Consider the following 17889-nt stretch of genomic DNA (forward strand, 5'->3'; position numbering starts at 1 on the left):
GCCGCGGACAAGGCGTACTCCTCCAAGGCCAACCGGGCCTACCTGCGTCGTCGCCGGATCACCGCGGTGATCCCGGAGAAGACCGACCAGCAGGCCAACCGCAGGAACAAGGGCTCCGCCGGAGGGCGGCCCGTGTCCTTCGATCCCGTGCGCTACCGGCGGCGCAACACCGTCGAACGCTGCTTCCAGAAGATCAAGACATGGCGTGGCCTGGCCACCCGCTACGACAAGACACCACAAAGCTACAAAGCCGGACTGCACCTACGAGGGGCGGTCATGTGGCTGAAGACCCTGACCCCAACCACATGATCCGAACCCCCAACAGCTCCTAGTGCGATGGGCCAACAAGGCGTTCGGTCGGGTTGGCAGCAGTGGCTCTCGAAGGTGGAGTGCGAACAGGAGGAGCTTGCCCAAGGGCTGGGGCTTTAGACAGTTTCAGCCAGTTCTGCGGCGATCGCCTCCGTCACGTCCTCCGCCTCGCGGAACGCCGTTGCCGCCGCGTCGGCCGCCTTCGCCGCCACCTTCCCCGCCTCCCGCGCCTTCGCCGCCAGAGCGCGCAGGTGGACCGCCCGCTCCGGCACACCCGCCAGGTCTGCGGTTGTGGCTCGGGTCAGGGCCTCGGCTGCCGCGCGCGTCGCCGCCGAACCCGCGCAGTAGGCCTTGCCCGCCGTCTCGTCCGCCTCGTCCAGCGCCCTCATCTCCCCCAGCGCGTCCGCCAGGTCACCGCGCAGCGCCACCGCGTGCGCCTCGGTCAAAGCGATCTCGACCGACGGCCCGATCATCAGCCACAACCGCCCGTCCATCCCACCCCGCAGACGCACCTCCGCGTGCCCCTCCGGGTTCAGCACCATGCTCGTGACAACCCGCTCAACCGTCGCAGCCATGTCTTCTCCTCCTCGCGCTGGTGCGCGGCGGCCCGACCGGAGCGCGCCTCGGCCGGGTCGCCGCTGGTCTGTGGCATCCTGTGGCCTGCGCTACAGGTACCCGACGATTGAAACACGTACGTACGCGGCTCAGCGGTAGCCAAACGGGTGATTAAGCCCCTGTAGTGACGTACGTACGCCGTTCGGGTACGTACGCGCGCGTCGTGATCACTAGGAGTTCGGGTGCCCAAGCAGACCCAGGAGAACGCCAACAGCCAGCGCCGCCAGGTCGGGGCCGCCATGCGCAGTTACCGCAAGGAAGCGGGCATGGACCGGGAGAGCGCGGCGGCGCTGCTCGGCATCGCCGGGCCCTCGTTGACCCGCAAGGAGTCCGGGGAGCTGCACTTCAGCCGTCCGCAGATCGAGAAGTTGGCCGAGGCCTACGGAGTCACGGAGAAGGAGGTCGACATGCTCGTCGACCTCGCCAAGGAAGGGCGGGCGCGCACCCGAGGGCGCACCGGCGAGTTCCCGATGTTCGTCCCGCTCAAGGCCCGCATCTTCATGGAGATGGAGCGCAACGACGCCGACGAGATCCTGGCGGTGTCGGGGGACCTCATCCCCGCGTACTTCCAGACCGAGGCGTACATGCGGGAGGTCTGGCGGCGGAACGGGCAGCTGCTGACGCCGGAGCACGTGGAGGAGCTCGTCCGGGTGCGCAAGTCGCGGCAGCGGGTCGTCACCAGGAACAACCCGCCGACCATCCGGGCGATCCTGCACGAGTTCGCGCTGCTCCTGCCGGTGGGCGGGCCGGAGGTGATGCGCGAGCAGCTGCTGCACCTGGCCGAGATGTGCAAGCTCCCGAACGTGGAGATCCAGGTGCAACCGATCGCGTCCGGCGCGTACCCGGAGATGGAGGCGCACTTCTACGTGCTGCGACTCCCGGACAACGCAGCCGCCGAACTGGTCCAGGTGGTCAACGCGGAGACCTTCTACCGCGATGGAGCAGCGGTCAAGGCGTACCACGCGGCCTGGGACCGCCGGAGGATCGCCGCGTTGGACCTCCAGGGCTCGTTGGAGGCGATACTGAGGGCGGCGGACAGCTTCACGACCGCTACCGACCGGTAGGCACTCTGACAAGGCGAGAAACGATGAAAAGCACCCTGAACTGGCGCAAGTCTTCGTTCAGCACAGGCGAAGGGAGTGGTGGCTCCTGCGTCGAGGTCGCTCCACTGCCCGACGGGGGCGTCGCCATGCGCAACTCGACGCTGGGCGACGCAAGCCCCGTCGTGCACTACACCCAGGCCGAGCTCAAGGCGTTCATCCTCGGTGTGAAGGCAGGCGAGTTCGACGATCTGGTCTGATCCGGGCGTGGCTGGTCGCGCGCCGCGCGGCCAGCACCCCTAACCGACCCGGACGACGACCTTCCCCACCCGACCGTCCTCGATCTGGCGTTCGTACGCGCTCTCGGCGTCCTCCAGGTCGAACACGCCGTCCACGACGGGTTCCAGGCCGAGACGAGCCACTTCCGCCGCCACCGCTTCGAGTTCCAGGCGGTTCCCGACGGCGAGGGAGCGGACGGTCGCGCGGGTGCGGAAGAGGGTGGACGTGCGCACCTCCTCGCGTGACGGCGCCACCAGGGCCACCTCGCCGAACGGGCGCAGCGCGCCGAGCGACTTCGCCAGGCCCGCGCCGACCTCGATCACGCGGTGCGCGCCGCCGAAGCGCGTCCACACCTCGGATGGCCAGTCCGGAATCGCCACCCGGTCGATCGGTTCTGCGCCAAGGGTTCGCACCAGTTCAGCTTTGGCGTCGGTGGACGTGGTGGCCACGACCCGCGCGCCGCGCGCGACCGCCAGCTGCACGACGAACAGCGACACGCCGCCGGTGCCCTGGGTGAGCACGACGTCGCCCTCGCCGACGCCGCGCAGCGCGACCCAGGCGGTGGTCGCGGCGCACGGGAGGGTCGCGGCGGTCTCGTGGTCGACGCCGTCCGGGATCGCGGCCAGCGCTTCCTCGGGGATCGCGCGGTGCTCGGCGAGCCAGCCGTCGACGTCGATCGAGTACTGCTCGCCGCTGGTGGGGACGGGGTGGGTGGTCCAGCCGGGCAGGAACGCGCCCACCACCCGGTCCCCCACGGCGAACCGGGTGACGCCGTCACCGAGCGCGACCACCTCGCCTGCGCCATCCGACAGGGGGATCACGCCGTGGTTCGGCTGCACGCCGTAGCTGCCCGCCCGGATCAGGACGTCGCGGTGGTTCAGGGACGCGGCCTTGACCTTGACCAGCACCTGGCCCGGTCCCGGGGTGGGGGTCGGTTCGTCCACCGGGGTCCAGCGGTGGTCGGTCAGGCGGAACGCGCGCATTGAGGTCTCCACTCGTTCGGGTGGTTCAACGCTAGGAATGCGGCGCGGGACTGGTGATACCTTTTCGTCGCTTTTTCCTACCCGATCGTCCAGGGAGCTGGGTGTGGACCCCGTTGACGACGTCCTGACCACGATGGGGTTGGCCCACCGGTCCCACCACCGGGTGAGCGCGTCCGCGCCGTGGGGGGTGGCGTTCTCCGGGGTCGCGTCGATGCGGCTGGTCGTGGTGGCGCGGGGGCGGTGCGTGCTGCGCGAGGGCGGGAACGTCGTGGAGCTGGGCGTCGGGGACTGCCTGGTGGTGCGCGGGGGCGCGGAGTTCGTGCTGGCGGACGCGGCGGAGCGGGTTCCGGCGCCCGCGCGGGAGGTGCTGGTGGCGCGGGAGGTCGCGGTCGGGGGTGGGGGCGCGGGGTGCGAGGTGCTGGTGGCGGCGTTCTCGCTCGACGCGGTGGCCGCCGAGCCGCTGCTGCCGCGGTGGCCGGACGTGCTGCGGGTGTCGTTGCGGGGCGGGGACCTGCGGCGGGTGCTGGGGACGGTGGGGTTGATGGTGCTGGAGTCGGGGGGTGGGTTCAGCTCGGACCTGGTGCTGGGCAAGTTGGGGGACGTGCTGCTGGTGCAGGTGGTGCGTGCGTGGTGCTCGGGGTCGGGGGACGATCGGCCAGGGTGGTTGGCGGCGCTGCACGATCCCCGGCTCTCCCTCGCGGCGCGGGCGATGCACGCGGATCTGGGGCACCCGTGGACGGTGGCCTCGCTGGCGGGGCGGGCGGGGATGTCGCGGTCGGCGTTCGCTGCGGCGTTCCGGGAGCGGACCGGGGAGTCGCCGTTGGCGCACTTGACCTACTGGCGGATGCACCGGGCCAAGGCGTTGTTGCGGGAGGGGCGGACGTTGCAGGAGATCGCGGTTCGGGTGGGGTATGAGACTGATACGGCGTTGAGCAGGGCTTTTCGGCGGGCGGTGGGGGTGTCGCCTGGGCGGTGGCGGGGGATGGTGGGTGGGGGTTTGGGGGCGGGGGTGGAGGTGGATGCGGAGGTGGATGCGGGGTCGCGCTCGGTGGTGTAGCGGGCACCGGTGGGTGATGGGGGTTGCTGACCGGGTGATGGGTGGGAGAACCGGGCGGCTGGGTGGGGCGGGCTGCGAGCCTGGGTAGCGGGCGCGGACTCGCTCGGGGGTGAGCGGTGGGGTCGATCGGGGACGTCGCCGCTCGGGTGGAGGTGGTGATCGCCGAGGTCGAGCGGTGCGCGGCGGTGCTGGCGGGTGCGCGGGAGTTGGCGGAGGAAGCGTTCTCGCTGCTGGCGGTGGCCCTTGAGGGGGCGGTGGGGCTGGAGTGGGAGTCGGCGCTGGCGTTGTCGGCGATCTCGGACGTGGTGGACGGGATCGAGGGCGAGCTGTTGCCGGGGCTCGCCGGGGTCGTGGCTCGGTTGGAGGCGGTTCGGGAGCGGTTGGTCGGGGAGGGGGGAGCTGCTGGAGCGGACTTGCCGCTCTTGCCGTTCGGGGGCGAGCCGCTCGCGGTTCCGGCGGAGGAAGTTGAGCGGCTTCGGGGTGAGCTGCCGCCGCCTGTGGTGCGGGGTACGGGGCAGAAGACCCACGGTCGGTGGATCGGGCCGGATGGGCGGGTTCGGGCGATCGTGAGCGGGCGGGATGCGGACGCTGCGCTGGTTCACGCGCAGTTGGCGGCAAAGGGTATGCCCGACGAGTCGAGCCGGAACACCGACGTGGAGCAGAAGTTGGCCGCGCACATGGTGGCCAGTGGAATTCGGCACGTCACCGTGGTGATCAACCACCGGCCCTGTCGGGGTTTCGACGACTCGTGCGACACCCTCGTGCCGATCATCCTTCCCGAGGGCTGCACACTCACCGTGCACGGGCAGACCGACAAAGGAACGCGCACCCGCGTGCGCTACACGGGAGGGGCGCGGCCGTGGTGGAGCTAGAGGCCTGGTACGGCGAGGAGCAAGACGAACCGGTGCCCGTTCGGACGGCTGCCGAGCTGGACGCCGTGCTGGACGAGGTCGCCGGGATGCACGGACGGGTCATCGTGCACCTGAAGGTGGCCCGGCCGCCTAGCTTGGACGTTCGCCGGATGATCCTCAACGTCGGACTGAACGGTGATGCGGGGCTGGGGTCCTTGTTCTACCGGTCGCCGAGTGGCGCGTGGTTCAGCCGGGGTGCGACTCCTGAGCCGTCGGTGACGGAGCTGTTGTACTACTACATGAACTCGGACACCGAATACCCGCTCGACTGCGAGATCCCCATCGACGCGGTGCGACGGGCGGCTCACGAGTACTTGGGCGCGGTGGACAAACGGCCATCGGCTCCGGGGTGGCAGGTCTTCTAGGCGTTCACCGTGATGGCACGCGAACCCGCGTGCGCTACACAGGAGGAGCGCGGCCGTGGTGGAGCTAGAGGCCTGGTACGGCGAGGACCAGGACGAACCGGTGGCCGTTCGGACGGCTGCGGAGCTGGACGCCGTGCTGGACGAGGTCGCCGGGATGCGCGGGCGGATCATCGTGCACCTGAAGGTCGCCGACCCGCCGAGCCTGGACGTGCGGCTGATGGTCTTGGACGTCGGTCTGCACGGTGACGCGGGAACGGGAGCGCTGTTCTACCGGTCGCCGAGCGGCGCATGGTTCAGCCGGGGCGCGACTCCTGAGCCGTCGGTGACGGAGCTGTTGTACTACTACATGAACTCGGACACCGAATACCCGCTCGACTGCGAGATCCCCATCGACGCGGCGCGGCGCGCGGCTCACGAGTACCTGGATGCGGCGGACAAGCGGCCATCGGCTCCGGGATGGCAGGTCTTCTAGGCGTCACCGGAAACCGCGCCGTCCTCCGGCAGGACCCGAGGTCCTGCCGGAGGACTAAACCCGGCCTAGTCGGCGTGCCGCAGCACGCTCTCCACCTCGGCGCGGAACGCCGTCACGCCGTGGTCGCCCGCCGGGGCGCCGTGGGCCTGGAGGAGGTGGAGCAGGGCTGCGCCGCTCGCCGAGCGGCGGGCCTTGGCGCGGAAGCCGAACGCGGACTCGTAGACCGTCACGGACGTGGCGAGGGCCGCCGCGACCGTGGCCAGGAACGCCAGCAGGGGGCGGTGTTCCGGGGCCGCCACCGCCAGGGCGCCCAGGGCCGCCGCGCCGGTGAACAGGAGGACGGACGCCGTGGTCGTCCAGCGCCTCGCCCTGGTGTACGCGACTTTCGCCGCCTCCAGGCGGGCCAGGCGCTCGCCCACCCGGTGGCGGAGGTAGGCGCGCAGGAACTGCTCCCGGTGGTCCGCCGCCGAGACCGGGCCGGTGATCAGCGGGGTTCGCCTCGGGAGTGGGGTGAGCAGCGGGGGGTTCGTGGTCTTCGCGGCTCGGGGTTTCGCCGGTTTGCGCGGGGAGCGGGTGGGCTTCTGGGGTTCTGGGGGCGGTGCGGTCGGAGGTGCGGTCGGGGAAGTGGCAGGAGGAGCGGTCGGAGGAGTGGCCGAGGCGCCGGGGGCTGCCGTGCGGGCCGCGTGCCTGCCCCGTGCGGAGTCCAGCGGGACGGCCCTGGTCGCGTCGTCGGCCGGGGTGTCCGGGGCCAGCGGCACGCGGCTCGTCGGGTCCGGCACGTCCTCGTCGCGCAGCCTCCCGGTCGGGGCGCTGCGGAGCACCCTGCCCTTCTTCTTCGCCTGGTCGCCGCCGCCGAGGCGGCCGGTGATGTCGTCGCTCATGCCGCACCCACCGGCTCGTGGCGGTGCCGCGCGACGGCCGTCGCCAGCGCGCGCACCCGCTCCTCGCGCTCGGCCTCGTTCTTCGGCGGCGGGGTGGACAGGTGGTCGAAGTACAGCGCCCGCAGCAGTTCGGCGCGCGAGCGGAACTCGACGTCGTCCGCGCCGCGCGAGATCACGGCCAGCACGGCCGCCGCCGCGCCCGCCACGGCGACCAGCACGCCCGGCCACGGCACGTCCCGCAGCCACACCTGGAGCGCGGCGAACGAGGTGGTCGCGAAACCGGCGAGGATCGCCGCGGTGGCCAGGAGCCTGCCGCGCTCGCGCGCCCGCAGGGACTCCACCTCGCACTCGTGCAGCGCGGGCGCGATGATCTCGTTCGCCTCGTGGATCGCGTCGGCCAGCAGGGGGTAGTCGAGCACGAATCCGGGGTCGACGACGGGACGCGCGTCGGGCTCGCGGAAGCGCAGCCGGGGCCACAGGGCGAGCGTGGGCGCGTCCGCGCGCAGCGGGGTGCCCGCCTTGGAGCCGAGCACGCCGCGCAGCACCGCGAGCACCCGCTCAGGGCCCTCGTCCACGTGCACGACGGCGACCTGGCCCGCTCGGGCGAGCACGCCGATGTCCTCGTCGGCGAGCGCGCCGGAGACCAGCTCGTCGGCCAGACCGCCGGTGCCCGCGAGGAGCAGCAGGGGGCGGTCGTGGCCGAGGTGCTCGACCAGCGCCGCTCGGGCGCCGTCGTCGCCGCCCAGCAGGACCACCAGAGCGGGCCGCTTGCGGGCGACCGCGTCGACCACGCGCAGCAGCGCCGGGACCTCGTCGCCCCAGCGGGAGCCGGGGACCAGGACGGCCGTGTCGTGGCGCTGGTTGAGGGGCAGCTCGCCGGGGCGCGGTTCGGCGTCGTCGGCCGCGACCAGGCGGCCGGGGGCGATGCCCACGAGCCTCGGCGCGGCGTCGAGCGCCTCGGACGCGAGGCCGGTGAGGTGCGCCACGCCCAGGTCGGCGCCGGTGGTGAGGACCACCGCGTTCGCCCGGCGGGCTTCGGACAGGACGGTCCGCAGCACCGGCAGGACGGTGGCGGACAGATCGGGATCTAGGGGTTCGGGGCTGCCGAGCAGTGCGACGACCGGACGTCCCCGTGGGAGTCCGAGCGCTCGGGCCCTGATGTCGGCGTCCGGGTGGGCCAACCGCCGCACCCTGGGACCGCCAGCCGCAGGAGACATGCCGGGGACCCTAGCGGGGGAGACTCTGAAATTCACCCGTCAGTGGGCAATTTCTACCCAGGTAGAGTTCCACGGCGATGAGCACGTCCGAACAGGCGCAGGCCGGGGGCTCCCCTGCCGAAGTACCGCCGGTGGAACCAGCAGCAGTGCCCGGCATCGACCCGGCCGAGATGGAGATCGCGCTGCGGGTGTTGGCGCAGGTCGACGACCTGCCGCCCGAGCACCCGGACACGATCGCGCTCCGGCGCGCCACCTCCCGGATCTACAAGCAGGTGCGGAAGAACCGGAAGACGGCCCGGCGGCAGGAGGTGCTGGACGCCGACAACTCGGTGATCGCGGCCACCGCGACCGGGTCGCCGACGCGGATCGACGACGAGACCGCGGGCATCCTGCTGCGGGAGCCCGAGCCGGGTGAGTCGGCCGGGACCTTCCGGAAGGCGCGGCCCTGCTACATCTGCAAGCAGCGGTATACGCAGGTGGACGCGTTCTACCACCAGCTGTGCCCGAAGTGCGCGGCGCTGAACCGGTCGAAGCGGGACGCCAGGACGGACCTGACGGGGCGGCGGGCGCTGCTCACGGGCGGTCGGGCGAAGATCGGGATGTACATCGCGCTGCGGCTGCTGCGGGACGGTGCGCACACGACGATCACCACGCGGTTCCCGCACGACGCGGTCCGGCGGTTCGCGTCGATGCCGGACAGCGGGGACTGGTTGCACCGGCTGCGGGTGGTGGGGATCGATTTGCGGGACCCGGCGCAGGTGGTGGCGCTGGCGGATTCGGTGGCGGCTGCCGGGCCGTTGGACATTTTGATCAACAACGCGGCGCAGACGGTTCGGCGGTCGCCTGGGGCTTATGCGCCGCTGGTGGCGGCGGAGTCGGATCCGTTGCCTGCCGGGCCGTTGCCGGAACTGGTGAGCTTCGGGCACAGTTCCGCGGCGCACCCGCCCGCGTTGACGGGTGGGTTGCCGGGTGGGGCGGCTGGGGTTGATGTGACGGCGTTGGCGTTGGTGGCCGGGTCGGCGTTGATCGACGCTGGCGGGTTGGTGCCGGATGTTGCGGAGAGCAACAGCTGGGTGCAGACGGTGGGTGAGGTCGACCCGGTCGAGCTGCTTGAGGTGCAGCTGTGCAACAGCACGGCGCCGTTCATTTTGGTTTCGCGGTTGCGGGCGGCGATGGCGGCTTCGCCTGCGCGGCGCAAGTACGTGGTGAACGTGTCGGCCATGGAGGGGGTGTTCGGGCGCGGGTACAAGGGGGCCGGGCATCCGCACACGAACATGGCGAAGGCTGCGTTGAACATGTTGACGCGGACGAGCGCGGCGGACGTGTTCGAGGACGGGATCCTGATGACCTCGGTGGACACCGGGTGGATCACGGATGAACGGCCGCACTTCACGAAGCTGCGGATGGCGGAGGAGGGGTTCCACGCGCCGCTGGACCTGGTCGACGGGGCCGCTCGGGTGTACGACCCGGTGGTGCGCGGGGAGGCTGGGGAGGATCTTTACGGGTGCTTCTTGAAGGATTACGGGCCTTATTCGTGGTGACGCCGGTTTGGGTTGGCGGGCTTCGGTGGGGTGGGGGTAGGGCTGGGGGAAGGGCGAAGGGCAAGAGCTGAAGGGCTCGCCTCGCCGGCGGGGCAGGCCTCCAAAAAAGAGGGGGACGAGCTCTGCCGGCCGGTGACGGTTGGGTTGGTGGTGCGGTTTACCCCTGCGGTGGTCCGGGTCCCTCTTCTCCGTGTGGCCTCCTTTCAGGCAAGCACAGGCGTCAAGACGCCGTTTGACCAGGCAGTCTGCCGCGCGGTGCGGCGGCGTCTTGACACCTGCGCTCGGGCTTCGCCAGGCCACACGGAGAAGAGGGACGCGGGAGTGGGGCTGCTTGGGCTCGCTGCGCTCGCCCCGCAGCCCGCGAGTGCGGGGACGTAGGTGGGTGCGGGGATGTGGGCGTGTGCGGGGACTTGGGTGGGTGCGGTGAGGCCGCTGTGCGCTTGGTCTGCGGGTGCGGGTGGGGCGCGGGTGGTGGCTTGTGGTTGGGGGCTGCTGGGCAAAACGCCGTGCCCCCTCCACCGATCGGGTCAGCTGGGTGGAGATACTGCGGTGCATGTTCAGCGCCAACGGCAGGTACGTCCACTCACCGGGTGACTTGGTCGACCTGTTGGAGTGCGAGCACCGCTCCCGGCTGACGACCGCGTTGACCAAGGGGGTGCCCGGTGCGCCCCCTCCCGCCCCTCCGCAGGACCTGCTCGCCGCGCGGCACGGGCTCGCGCACGAGAAGGCCGTCCTGGAGCGGTTCCTCGCTGCGGGTGAGGTGTTCGAGGTGCCGCAGCCCGCGCCGGTGCACGAGGCGCTGGTCGAGGCCGCCGCGGTGACCTGGGACGCCATCGCGCGGCGGGTTCCCGTCATCTACCAAGGGGTCTTCTACGACGAGGACTTCCACGGGCGGGCCGACTTCCTGGTGTTGACCGAGCACGGGTACGAGCCGCACGACGCCAAGCTCGCCCGGCACCCCACGCCGGCCGCGGTCGTGCAGTTGACGGCTTACGCGGCTGCGCTGGGGGATGCGGCCGGGCCCAGGGCGCACCTGCTGCTCGGGGACGGGACCACCAAGTCGTTCCGGGTCTCCGACTTCCTGCCGATCGTGGCGGACCTGCGGGCGCGGTTGCGCGCCACCGTCGCCGCGCCGCCCGCGCTCCCGGCCCGGCTCTGGGACGACGAGCGGCCCGCGTGCGGGACCTGTCGGTTCTCCGCGCACTGCGCCGACGGGCGCGAGCGGTCGCGCGACCTGTCGCTGGTGGCGGGCATCCGCACCGACCAGCGGCGGAAGTTGGCGTCCGCCGGGTTGGACACCATCGACGCGCTCGCGGGGGCCACCAACACCGAGCGGCCTGCCAGCATGTCGCAGGGGACGTTCGCCGGGTTGCGGGCGCAGGCCGCGCTGCAGGTCATCCAGGACACCTCGCGCACGCGCGACAACCCCGTCGGCAAGGTCGCGTACGAGGTCGTGGTGCCGGACGCGCTGGCCTCGTTGCCGCAGCCCAGTCCCGGCGACCTGTTCTTCGACATGGAGGGCGACCCGTACGCGCTCGCGGGCGAGGGGCTGGAGTACCTGTTCGGGGTCGTCACGCACGACGAGGTGTTCACGCCGTTCTGGGCGCACACCCGGCCGCAGGAGAAGGCCGCGTTCGAGCGGCTCGTCGACCTCGCCACCTCGCGGCTCGCCGAGCACCCCGACGCGCACGTCTACCACTACGCGCCGTACGAGGTGAGCGCGCTCAAGCGGCTCGCGGCGCTGCACGGGACGCGCGAGGAGGAGGTCGACCACCTGCTGCGGTCGAACGCGCTGGTGGACCTGTACGCGGTGGTGCGCAAGGCGTTGCGGGTGTCGCAGCGGTCGTACTCGATCAAGTACCTGGAACCGCTCTACATGCCCGAGGCGCGTTCCGGGGACGTCAAGAACGCGGTGTCGAGCATCGAGGCGTACGAGGAGTACCTGATGCTCACCTCGATGGGCGACACCGGGCGCGCGGAGGAGGTGCTGGACGGGATCGCCGAGTACAACACCTACGACTGCGTGTCCACGCTGCGGCTCTACCGGTTCCTGCTCCAGGTGCGGGAGGAGGCGGGGATCGAGCCGCGCACGGCCGAGCAGTCGCTGTACGAGGAGATCGAGGACGAGATCGCCCAGCAGCGGCGGGCCGAGCGGGCGGAGCGGATCGCCGCCGTGGTGGACCCGCTGATCGAGGGGCTGCCGGACAACCCGGCCGACTTCACCGACGACGAGCGGGCGCGGGCGCTGCTGGCGGCGGCGGTCGGGTACCACCGGCGGGAGACGAACCCGGCGTGGTGGGACTTCTTCCGGCAGCTCGCGGCCCCGCTGTCGGAGCTGGAGTCGGACAGCTCGTGCGCGGTCGCGGTGTCGGTGCGGGCGGACGACTGGGTGCAGCCCGCCGGACGGGTGAAGAAGGCCAAGCGGGAGGTGCGGGTGCGCTGCGACCCGGACCGGCCGCACCCGTTCAGCAAGGGCGAGAAGGTGCGGCTGCTCTACCCCGGCACGCCGGACAGCGAGACCCGCGACGCCGAGGTGCTGTTCGAGTCGGCCGAGGAGGTGGTGCTGCTGGAGAGCGCCTCCCCGGACGAGGCGGGGGGCGGGAACCCGGTCGCGGTGCTGCCGGGGTCGCCGGTGCGGCCGGCGCCCAAGGACGAGGCGGTGTACGAGCTGGCCCGGCTGGTGGTGGACCACCTGCCCGAGCTGCCCGCGCATCCGGGGGTGGACCTGGCGCGGCGGCTCGCGCCCCGGTTGCGGGCGGGCTCGCTGCCGCGGTCGGGGGACGTGATCGCGGACGTGATCGGGGCGGTGGACGCGCTGGCCGGGTCGGTGCTGGCGGTGCAGGGGCCGCCGGGGGCCGGGAAGACGTACCTGGCGGGGCGGTTGATCGCGCACCTGATCGCGGGCGGGCGCAGCGTCGGGGTGACGTCCAACAGCCACAAGGCGGTGGAGAACGTGCTCACCGCCGCCATCAAGGCCGGGCGGGAGCTGGGGGTGCCGATCCCGGCCGCGAAGAACCCCAAGGGGCAGCCGGTGAAGGACTGCCTGTGGGAGCAGACCAAGAACAACCCGGCGCTGCTGCGCTGGCGCGAGGACCAGGGCGGCGGGCACCTGGTCGGCGGGACGGCGTGGACGTTCTCCAACGCGGCCATGCGGGAGCAGCCGTTCGACGTGCTGATCGTGGACGAGGCCGGGCAGTTCGCGCTCGCCGACGCGCTCGCGGTGTCCACGGCCGCGCGGAACCTGGTGCTGCTGGGCGACCCGCAGCAGCTGCCGCAGGTCGTGCAGGGCACGCACCCGGCGGGCGCGGACGCGTCGGCGCTCGGGCACGTCATCGGGGACGCGGACGTGATGCCGCCGGAGCTGGGGTACTTCCTGGCGCAGACGCGGCGGATGCACCCCTCGGTGTGCCTGCCGGTGTCGAACCTGTCGTACGCGGGGCTGCTGCACGCGCACGAGAGCGCGGGCGGGCGGCGGGTGGTCGGGATCGAGCCGGGGCTGTACGTGCGGGAGGTCGACCACCGGCACAACACGACCAAGTCGGACGAGGAGGCGGCGGTCGTCGGGGAGCTGGTGGCCGGGCTGGTCGGGCGGGAGTGGGTGGACGGGGGTGACAGGCGACCCCTGGAGTGCTCGGACGTGCTCGTGGTCGCCCCCTACAACCTGCAGGTGCGGTTGGTGAAGCGGGAGCTGGAGCGGCGCGGGCTCGGCGAGGTGCGGGTGGGGACGGTGGACCGGTTCCAGGGGCAGGAGGCGCCTGTGGTGATCAGCACCATGACGTCCTCGTCGGCGGTGGACCTGCCGCGCGGGCTGGACTTCCTGCTCTCGCGCAACCGGGTCAACGTGGCGCTGTCGCGGGCGCAGGCGCTCGCGGTGGTGGTGTGCTCGCCCCGGTTGGTGGAGGCGGACATCCGGGGCGTCGAACAGCTGCGGCTCGTTTCCGGGATGATCGGGCTGCTCGGCGAGGCGCGGAATTGGAACAATTCTCCGGTTGACGCGGGCGTGGCGGCGGGGTGAACCGCGAGGTGGCGCCGGTGGGTGTTCCCGGCGGTCGGTGAGGCTGTTTCCGCAGGTTCCCGAGGCCCTTGACCTGGAACGTCGGCACGGGCACCGGTACGGCCGCGTCCCGCTTTCGCGGGGCGCGGCCTTCTTCGCGGTTCCGGAAAGACACCCCCTATTTACGGAGGGTGATCAACAATGCGGTGGGGTCGTTCCTGATTTGCCCGGCGGCATCCGGATATCGGAAAGGCCGGAACGCGCTCGGCCGTCGGTTGCAACTTGGTTGCACACCGTTCCCGGTGGTCACGCACCGTGTCTGCCGGTTTTTTGGGGCATGGCAACGTACCAGAGTCGTTTTTCGGCCTGCTCCCACGGGGTCCCCGACGCGTTCGCGGAGGCCTGCTAATGCCATTTACGCACCGCCGCGTTACAGGTTCAGGTAACGAATTCCACACGACCGGACAACGGCTGACCCGCGCGTTCGGCCGAGCGGAGCAATCTGGGCCGGTTCTTTCCGGTAACCCGAACCCGAGGTTCCACACGAATGGATCAGCGCCTAATATGAACCGCGCTCCACCCCTACGCGTATAGGGTGATGCGTCTCCGCAAATCCCCATCAGGAGTCTTCATGCAGTTCGCACGAACCGCCGGCAAGTCCATCGGCGTTGCCGCGACCGTCGTTGCCGCCGGTTTGCTCATGGCGCTCCCCGCGTCCGCGCACAACCGCTCCCTGGACGTGAAGTGCGCTCCCACGGGTGAGGCGGTCTTCAACCTCAAGCTGACCCAGTACAGCACCCGGTACGACAACACCCTGAAGGTCACCGAGGGTGACACCGTCCTGGAGGACACCACCTTCCGGGGTGACTTCCGCAAGGAGTACAAGGTCCCCGGCGACGTGACGCGGACCTTCAAGGTCGAGCTGGTCGCGGGCGACGACAACAGCAAGAGCACCTACTCGTTCAAGGCCGAGAAGTCGCTCAAGGAGCTGTGCAAGCAGCCCGAGAAGCCCAGCACCACGCCGGAGACCCCCAAGTCCGAGGTGCCCCCGACCGAGGACAGCGTCCCGCCGTCGCCGACCTCCAGCAGCAGCCCGGCGCCGTCGGTCACCGAGTCGGCCCCGGTCCCCTCCTCGCAGGAGGTGCCGTTCCCGAGCGTGACCGAGTCCACCTCGCCCGCGCCGACCACGACCACCTCGGCTGAGGTCGTCCCGGTCACCGAGGACACCGAGGGCCTGGCCAACACCGGCGCCAGCGTCGCCGTGCCGCTGGGCATCGGCGCCGCGCTGCTCGCCGCCGGTGGTGGCGTGCTGTTCTTCATGCGCAAGCGCGGTGCGGCCAACAACGGCTGAGCACGGCTCTGAGCTCCACCCCGACGCCTGAGACGGCGCCGGAACGGCTGAAGGGCGGCCACCCCTCGGGGTGTCCGCCCTTCGTCGTCCCCGCCCCTGGGGGAGGCCCCGGTGCGGGCCTCCCCCTGGCGGGGTCATCGGCTCCGCGCCACCAGGGGGCGCGGGAGCCGGTGGGTCCTACGGCAGGACCTGGATCTTGCGGCCCTGGCCGTTCTTGAACATCTCCAGCGCCGACGCGTAGCTCGACAGCGGCTCGCGGTGGCTGATGAAGACCTCGGGGTCGAGCACACCGGTCGAGAACAGGTCGGCCGCGCGCTCGAACGAGTGCAGCACCGCCATCGAGCCGGTGATGGTGATCTCCTGGTTGTAGATGCGGTACGGGTCGATGGTCACCCGCGTCGCGTAGTCGGAGACGCCGAACTGGAGGAACGTGCCGCCCTTGGCGACCCGGCCGAGGCCGTCCTGGATGGCCTTGGCGTTGCCGGTGGCGTCGATGACGACGTCCCAGCCCTGCGGGCGGTCCAGCTCGTCGGCGGAGGCCGCGGTGGCGGTGACGCCGAGCTTGTGGGCGGTGGCGAGGCGCTCAGGGTTGAGGTCGACGACCTCGATGCTGGAGGCGCCGGTGAGCTTGCCCAGCTGGAGCATCATCAGGCCCATGGTGCCGGAGCCGTAGATGAGGACCCGGCTGGCCATCTGGGAGCGCAGCACGTCGTAGCCGCGCACCGCGCAGGACAGCGGCTCGATGAGCGCGGCGTCCTCGGTGCGGACGGAGTCGGGCAGCTTCACGCAGTTCGAGACCGGGGCGACCGCGAACTCGGCGGCGCCGCCGGGGCGGGTGACGCCGATGGCGTTCCAGCGCTCGCACAGGTTGTTCTTGCCCAGGCGGCACATGCGGCACTCGAAGCAGTACAGCGACGGGTCGACCGCGACCCGGTCGCCGATCTGGAGCTCGGTGACGTCGGAGCCGACCTCGACGATGACGCCGGAGAACTCGTGACCGGGCACGACCGGCAGGGTCGGCGCGAACTCGCCCTGCAGGATGTGCAGGTCGGTGCCGCACAGCCCGCACGCGGCGACGTCCACCACGACCTCGCGGGGTCCCGGTGTGGGGTCGGGGACCTCGGTGACCTCCACCGAGCCGACCCCGGTGATCACGGCTGCTTTCACTTGACCGCTCCCAACGAAAGGCCCTGGACGAGCTTGTCCTGGGCGGCGAACCCGGCGACGAGCACCGGCAGCGACACCACGACGGCGGCGGCGCAGACCTTGGCCAGGAAGTAGCCCTGGCTGGTGACGAACCCGGTCAGGTACACCGGCGCGGTGCCGGCGACGACGCCGGTCAGCACTCGCGCGAACAGCAGCTCGTTCCAGCTGAAGATGAAGCAGATCAGCGAGGTGGCGGCGATGCCGGGCATGGCGACCGGGGCGACGACGCGGCGGATGGTGACCGCGAGCCCGGCGCCGTCCAGCGCGGCGGCTTCCATGATCTCCTTGGGCACCTCGGCCAGGAAGGAGCGCATCAGCCAGACCGCGATCGGCAGGTTCATCGAGGTGTAGAGGACGACCAGGAACGAGATGTTGTCGAGCATCCCGGTGTACTGCGCGACCAGGTAGATCGGCAGCAGACCGGCGACGACCGGCAGCATCTTGGTGGTGAGGAAGAAGAACAGCACGTCCGACCACTTCTCGACCTTCTTGATCGAGAGGGCGTACGCGGCCGGGACGGCCAGCAGCAGCACCAGGAGCGTCGACCCCACCGAGGCGCTGAGCGAGTTCATCAGCGGCGGCCACGGGTTGGTGTCGAAGAAGGTGTTGTAGCCGTCCAGCGTCAGCGGGGCGAAGAACGACGGGGTGCTGGTCGCCGCGTCCGTCTCGCTGTGGAACGAGGTGAGCACCATCCAGGCGACGGGCGCCACGAAGATCAGGCCGCAGACCCAGGCGAGCAGGCCCAACATCATCTTCTTCACGAGCGAGCCTCCTCACGCAGCAGCGACGAGACGACGCGCAGCGCGAACGTCGCGATGATGATCGACCCGACCACGACGACCACGCCTGCGGCGGACGCCCGGCCGTAGTCGTGCGCCTGGAAGAAGGTCTGGTACACCGAGTACGGCAGGTTCGCCGTGCCCAGGCCGCCCGAGGTGATCGTGAACACCGCGTCGAAGTTCTGCACGATGTAGATCGACCCGAGCAGGCCGCCCAGCTCCAGGTACTGCCGCAGGTGCGGCAGGGTCAGGTAGCGGAAGACCTGGAACGAGCTGGCGCCGTCGATGTGCGCGGCCTCGACCGCGTCCTGCGGGCGGGACTGGAGGCCCGCGAGCAGGATCAGCATCATGAACGGGGTCCACTGCCAGATCAGCGCGGCCTCGACCGCGACCAGCGGCATGTCGCTGATCCACTCGACGTGCGGGCCGTCCTCGCCGAACACCATCTTCAGCAGGCCGTTGAACAGGCCGTAGTCCGGGTTGTAGAGCGCGTGCTTCCACAGCAGGGCCGCGGCGACGGGGACGACCAGGAACGGCGCGATGAGCATGGTGCGCACGGCGCCGCGGCCGAAGAACTTGCGGTCCAGCAGGAGCGCGAGTCCCAGTCCGAGGATCAGGCTGACGAGCACGACGGTGACCGTCAGGACGATCGTCGTCCACACCGAGGAGCGCAGGCCCGAGTCGGTGAACACGGCGACGTAGTTGTCCAGGCCCGCGAAGCCCCGGTTCTCGGGGTCGAGTGAGTTCCACTCCATCAGCGAGATGCCCAGCGTGGCGACGAACGGCAGCTGGGTCACCACGATGGTGAAGATGAGGGCGGGGAGGAGCGGCGCGCGTCGTGCCCAGCGCGCCGCCCCCTTCACGACACCCTCCCGGTGGGGACGGGGTT

The 17889-nt window shown here is 71.1% G+C and carries 17 protein-coding genes; 10 read left to right on the forward strand and 7 right to left on the reverse strand.

What is annotated here, in order from left to right:
- The coding region (locus LV78_RS31565; protein ID WP_253846952.1) for a transposase at nucleotides 1-309 on the forward strand (309 nt) is incomplete at its 5' end.
- A 116-nt stretch (nucleotides 310-425) separates the two neighbouring features.
- Here the strand turns inward: LV78_RS31565 and LV78_RS31570 are convergent.
- The gene (locus tag LV78_RS31570) at nucleotides 426-884 is read right to left on the reverse strand and encodes a hypothetical protein (RefSeq protein WP_253849679.1); all 459 of its coding nucleotides are present in this window, start codon (nucleotides 882-884) and stop codon (nucleotides 426-428) included.
- A gap of 222 nt (nucleotides 885-1106) precedes the next feature.
- Between LV78_RS31570 and LV78_RS31575 the strand changes: the two genes are divergently transcribed.
- Entirely contained in the window at nucleotides 1107-1988 is an 882-nt protein-coding gene (locus tag LV78_RS31575; RefSeq protein WP_253849680.1) for a helix-turn-helix domain-containing protein, read from the forward strand.
- A gap of 23 nt (nucleotides 1989-2011) precedes the next feature.
- A complete protein-coding gene (locus tag LV78_RS31580) occupies nucleotides 2012-2224 on the forward strand; it encodes a DUF397 domain-containing protein (RefSeq protein ID WP_253849681.1) in 213 nt (70 codons plus the stop codon).
- A 39-nt stretch (nucleotides 2225-2263) separates the two neighbouring features.
- On the opposite strand, the gene LV78_RS31585 is transcribed toward LV78_RS31580, so the two are convergent.
- Nucleotides 2264-3226 (reverse strand): zinc-dependent alcohol dehydrogenase family protein, encoded by a 963-nt coding sequence (locus tag LV78_RS31585; protein WP_253849682.1) that lies wholly within the window; start codon nucleotides 3224-3226, stop codon nucleotides 2264-2266.
- 103 nt (nucleotides 3227-3329) lie between these two features.
- On the opposite strand from LV78_RS31585, the gene LV78_RS31590 reads away from it, so the two are divergent.
- From LV78_RS31590 to LV78_RS31605, 4 genes are all read left to right on the forward strand, one after another.
- On the forward strand, nucleotides 3330-4283 hold the full coding sequence (locus LV78_RS31590) for an AraC family transcriptional regulator (protein WP_253849683.1): 954 nt from the start codon (nucleotides 3330-3332) through the stop codon (nucleotides 4281-4283).
- Nucleotides 4284-4438: 155 nt separating this feature from the next.
- Nucleotides 4439-5155 (forward strand): DddA-like double-stranded DNA deaminase toxin, encoded by a 717-nt coding sequence (locus tag LV78_RS31595; RefSeq protein ID WP_253849684.1) that lies wholly within the window; start codon nucleotides 4439-4441, stop codon nucleotides 5153-5155.
- A complete protein-coding gene (locus tag LV78_RS31600; RefSeq protein ID WP_253849685.1) occupies nucleotides 5143-5559 on the forward strand; it encodes an Imm1 family immunity protein in 417 nt (138 codons plus the stop codon). The genes LV78_RS31595 and LV78_RS31600 overlap by 13 nt, the downstream gene beginning before the upstream one ends.
- A 55-nt stretch (nucleotides 5560-5614) precedes the next feature.
- Complete coding sequence (locus LV78_RS31605; protein WP_253849686.1) at nucleotides 5615-6031, forward strand: Imm1 family immunity protein; 417 nt, start codon at nucleotides 5615-5617, stop codon at nucleotides 6029-6031.
- A gap of 65 nt (nucleotides 6032-6096) precedes the next feature.
- Here LV78_RS31605 and LV78_RS31610 read toward each other — a convergent pair whose 3' ends face one another.
- Nucleotides 6097-6912: a hypothetical protein gene (locus LV78_RS31610; protein WP_253849687.1), complete on the reverse strand. Its 816-nt coding sequence runs from the start codon at nucleotides 6910-6912 to the stop codon at nucleotides 6097-6099.
- Nucleotides 6909-8129 carry a hypothetical protein gene (locus tag LV78_RS31615; RefSeq protein WP_301307725.1) on the reverse strand — a complete coding sequence of 407 codons (1221 nt, stop codon included), beginning with the start codon at nucleotides 8127-8129 and terminating at the stop codon, nucleotides 6909-6911. The genes LV78_RS31610 and LV78_RS31615 overlap by 4 nt, the downstream gene beginning before the upstream one ends.
- Before the next feature lie 170 nt (nucleotides 8130-8299).
- Between LV78_RS31615 and LV78_RS31625 the strand changes: the two genes are divergently transcribed.
- From LV78_RS31625 to LV78_RS31635, 3 genes are all read left to right on the forward strand, one after another.
- The gene (locus LV78_RS31625) at nucleotides 8300-9670 is read left to right on the forward strand and encodes an SDR family NAD(P)-dependent oxidoreductase (RefSeq protein WP_253849816.1); all 1371 of its coding nucleotides are present in this window, start codon (nucleotides 8300-8302) and stop codon (nucleotides 9668-9670) included.
- 553 nt (nucleotides 9671-10223) lie between these two features.
- On the forward strand, nucleotides 10224-13685 hold the full coding sequence (locus tag LV78_RS31630; RefSeq protein WP_253849689.1) for a TM0106 family RecB-like putative nuclease: 3462 nt from the start codon (nucleotides 10224-10226) through the stop codon (nucleotides 13683-13685).
- 610 nt (nucleotides 13686-14295) lie between these two features.
- Nucleotides 14296-15015, forward strand: coding sequence for an LAVTG motif-containing sortase-dependent surface protein (locus LV78_RS31635; protein WP_253849690.1), 720 nt, complete (start codon nucleotides 14296-14298; stop codon nucleotides 15013-15015).
- 177 nt (nucleotides 15016-15192) lie between these two features.
- Here LV78_RS31635 and LV78_RS31640 read toward each other — a convergent pair whose 3' ends face one another.
- Genes LV78_RS31640 through LV78_RS31650 form a run of 3 tightly spaced genes read right to left on the reverse strand, consistent with a single transcriptional unit; the run spans nucleotide 15193 to nucleotide 17863 of the window.
- On the reverse strand, nucleotides 15193-16182 hold the full coding sequence (locus LV78_RS31640; RefSeq protein ID WP_253849691.1) for a zinc-dependent alcohol dehydrogenase family protein: 990 nt from the start codon (nucleotides 16180-16182) through the stop codon (nucleotides 15193-15195).
- The gene (locus LV78_RS31645) at nucleotides 16179-16973 is read right to left on the reverse strand and encodes a carbohydrate ABC transporter permease (protein WP_084799269.1); all 795 of its coding nucleotides are present in this window, start codon (nucleotides 16971-16973) and stop codon (nucleotides 16179-16181) included. Before LV78_RS31645 ends, LV78_RS31640 begins: the two co-directional genes overlap by 4 nt.
- 5 nt (nucleotides 16974-16978) lie before the next feature.
- Nucleotides 16979-17863, reverse strand: a complete 885-nt coding sequence (locus LV78_RS31650; RefSeq protein ID WP_253849692.1) for a carbohydrate ABC transporter permease — start codon at nucleotides 17861-17863, stop codon at nucleotides 16979-16981.
- Between the last annotated feature and the right edge of the window lie 26 nt (nucleotides 17864-17889).

This window comes from Actinosynnema pretiosum (genome assembly GCF_024171695.1).
Taxonomy (GTDB): Bacteria; Actinomycetota; Actinomycetes; order Mycobacteriales; family Pseudonocardiaceae; genus Actinosynnema; species Actinosynnema pretiosum.

Coding starts and splice junctions, on each gene's coding strand:
- LV78_RS31570 (WP_253849679.1), bottom strand. CDS start 884: ATGGCTGCGACGGTTGAGCGGGTTGTCACGAGCATGGTGCTGAACCCG.
- LV78_RS31580 (WP_253849681.1), top strand. CDS start 2,012: ATGAAAAGCACCCTGAACTGGCGCAAGTCTTCGTTCAGCACAGGCGAA.
- LV78_RS31635 (WP_253849690.1), top strand. CDS start 14,296: ATGCAGTTCGCACGAACCGCCGGCAAGTCCATCGGCGTTGCCGCGACC.
- LV78_RS31615 (WP_301307725.1), bottom strand. CDS start 8,129: ATGTCTCCTGCGGCTGGCGGTCCCAGGGTGCGGCGGTTGGCCCACCCG.
- LV78_RS31625 (WP_253849816.1), top strand. CDS start 8,300: ATGGAGATCGCGCTGCGGGTGTTGGCGCAGGTCGACGACCTGCCGCCC.
- LV78_RS31630 (WP_253849689.1), top strand. CDS start 10,224: ATGTTCAGCGCCAACGGCAGGTACGTCCACTCACCGGGTGACTTGGTC.
- LV78_RS31610 (WP_253849687.1), bottom strand. CDS start 6,912: ATGAGCGACGACATCACCGGCCGCCTCGGCGGCGGCGACCAGGCGAAG.
- LV78_RS31585 (WP_253849682.1), bottom strand. CDS start 3,226: ATGCGCGCGTTCCGCCTGACCGACCACCGCTGGACCCCGGTGGACGAA.
- LV78_RS31645 (WP_084799269.1), bottom strand. CDS start 16,973: ATGATGTTGGGCCTGCTCGCCTGGGTCTGCGGCCTGATCTTCGTGGCG.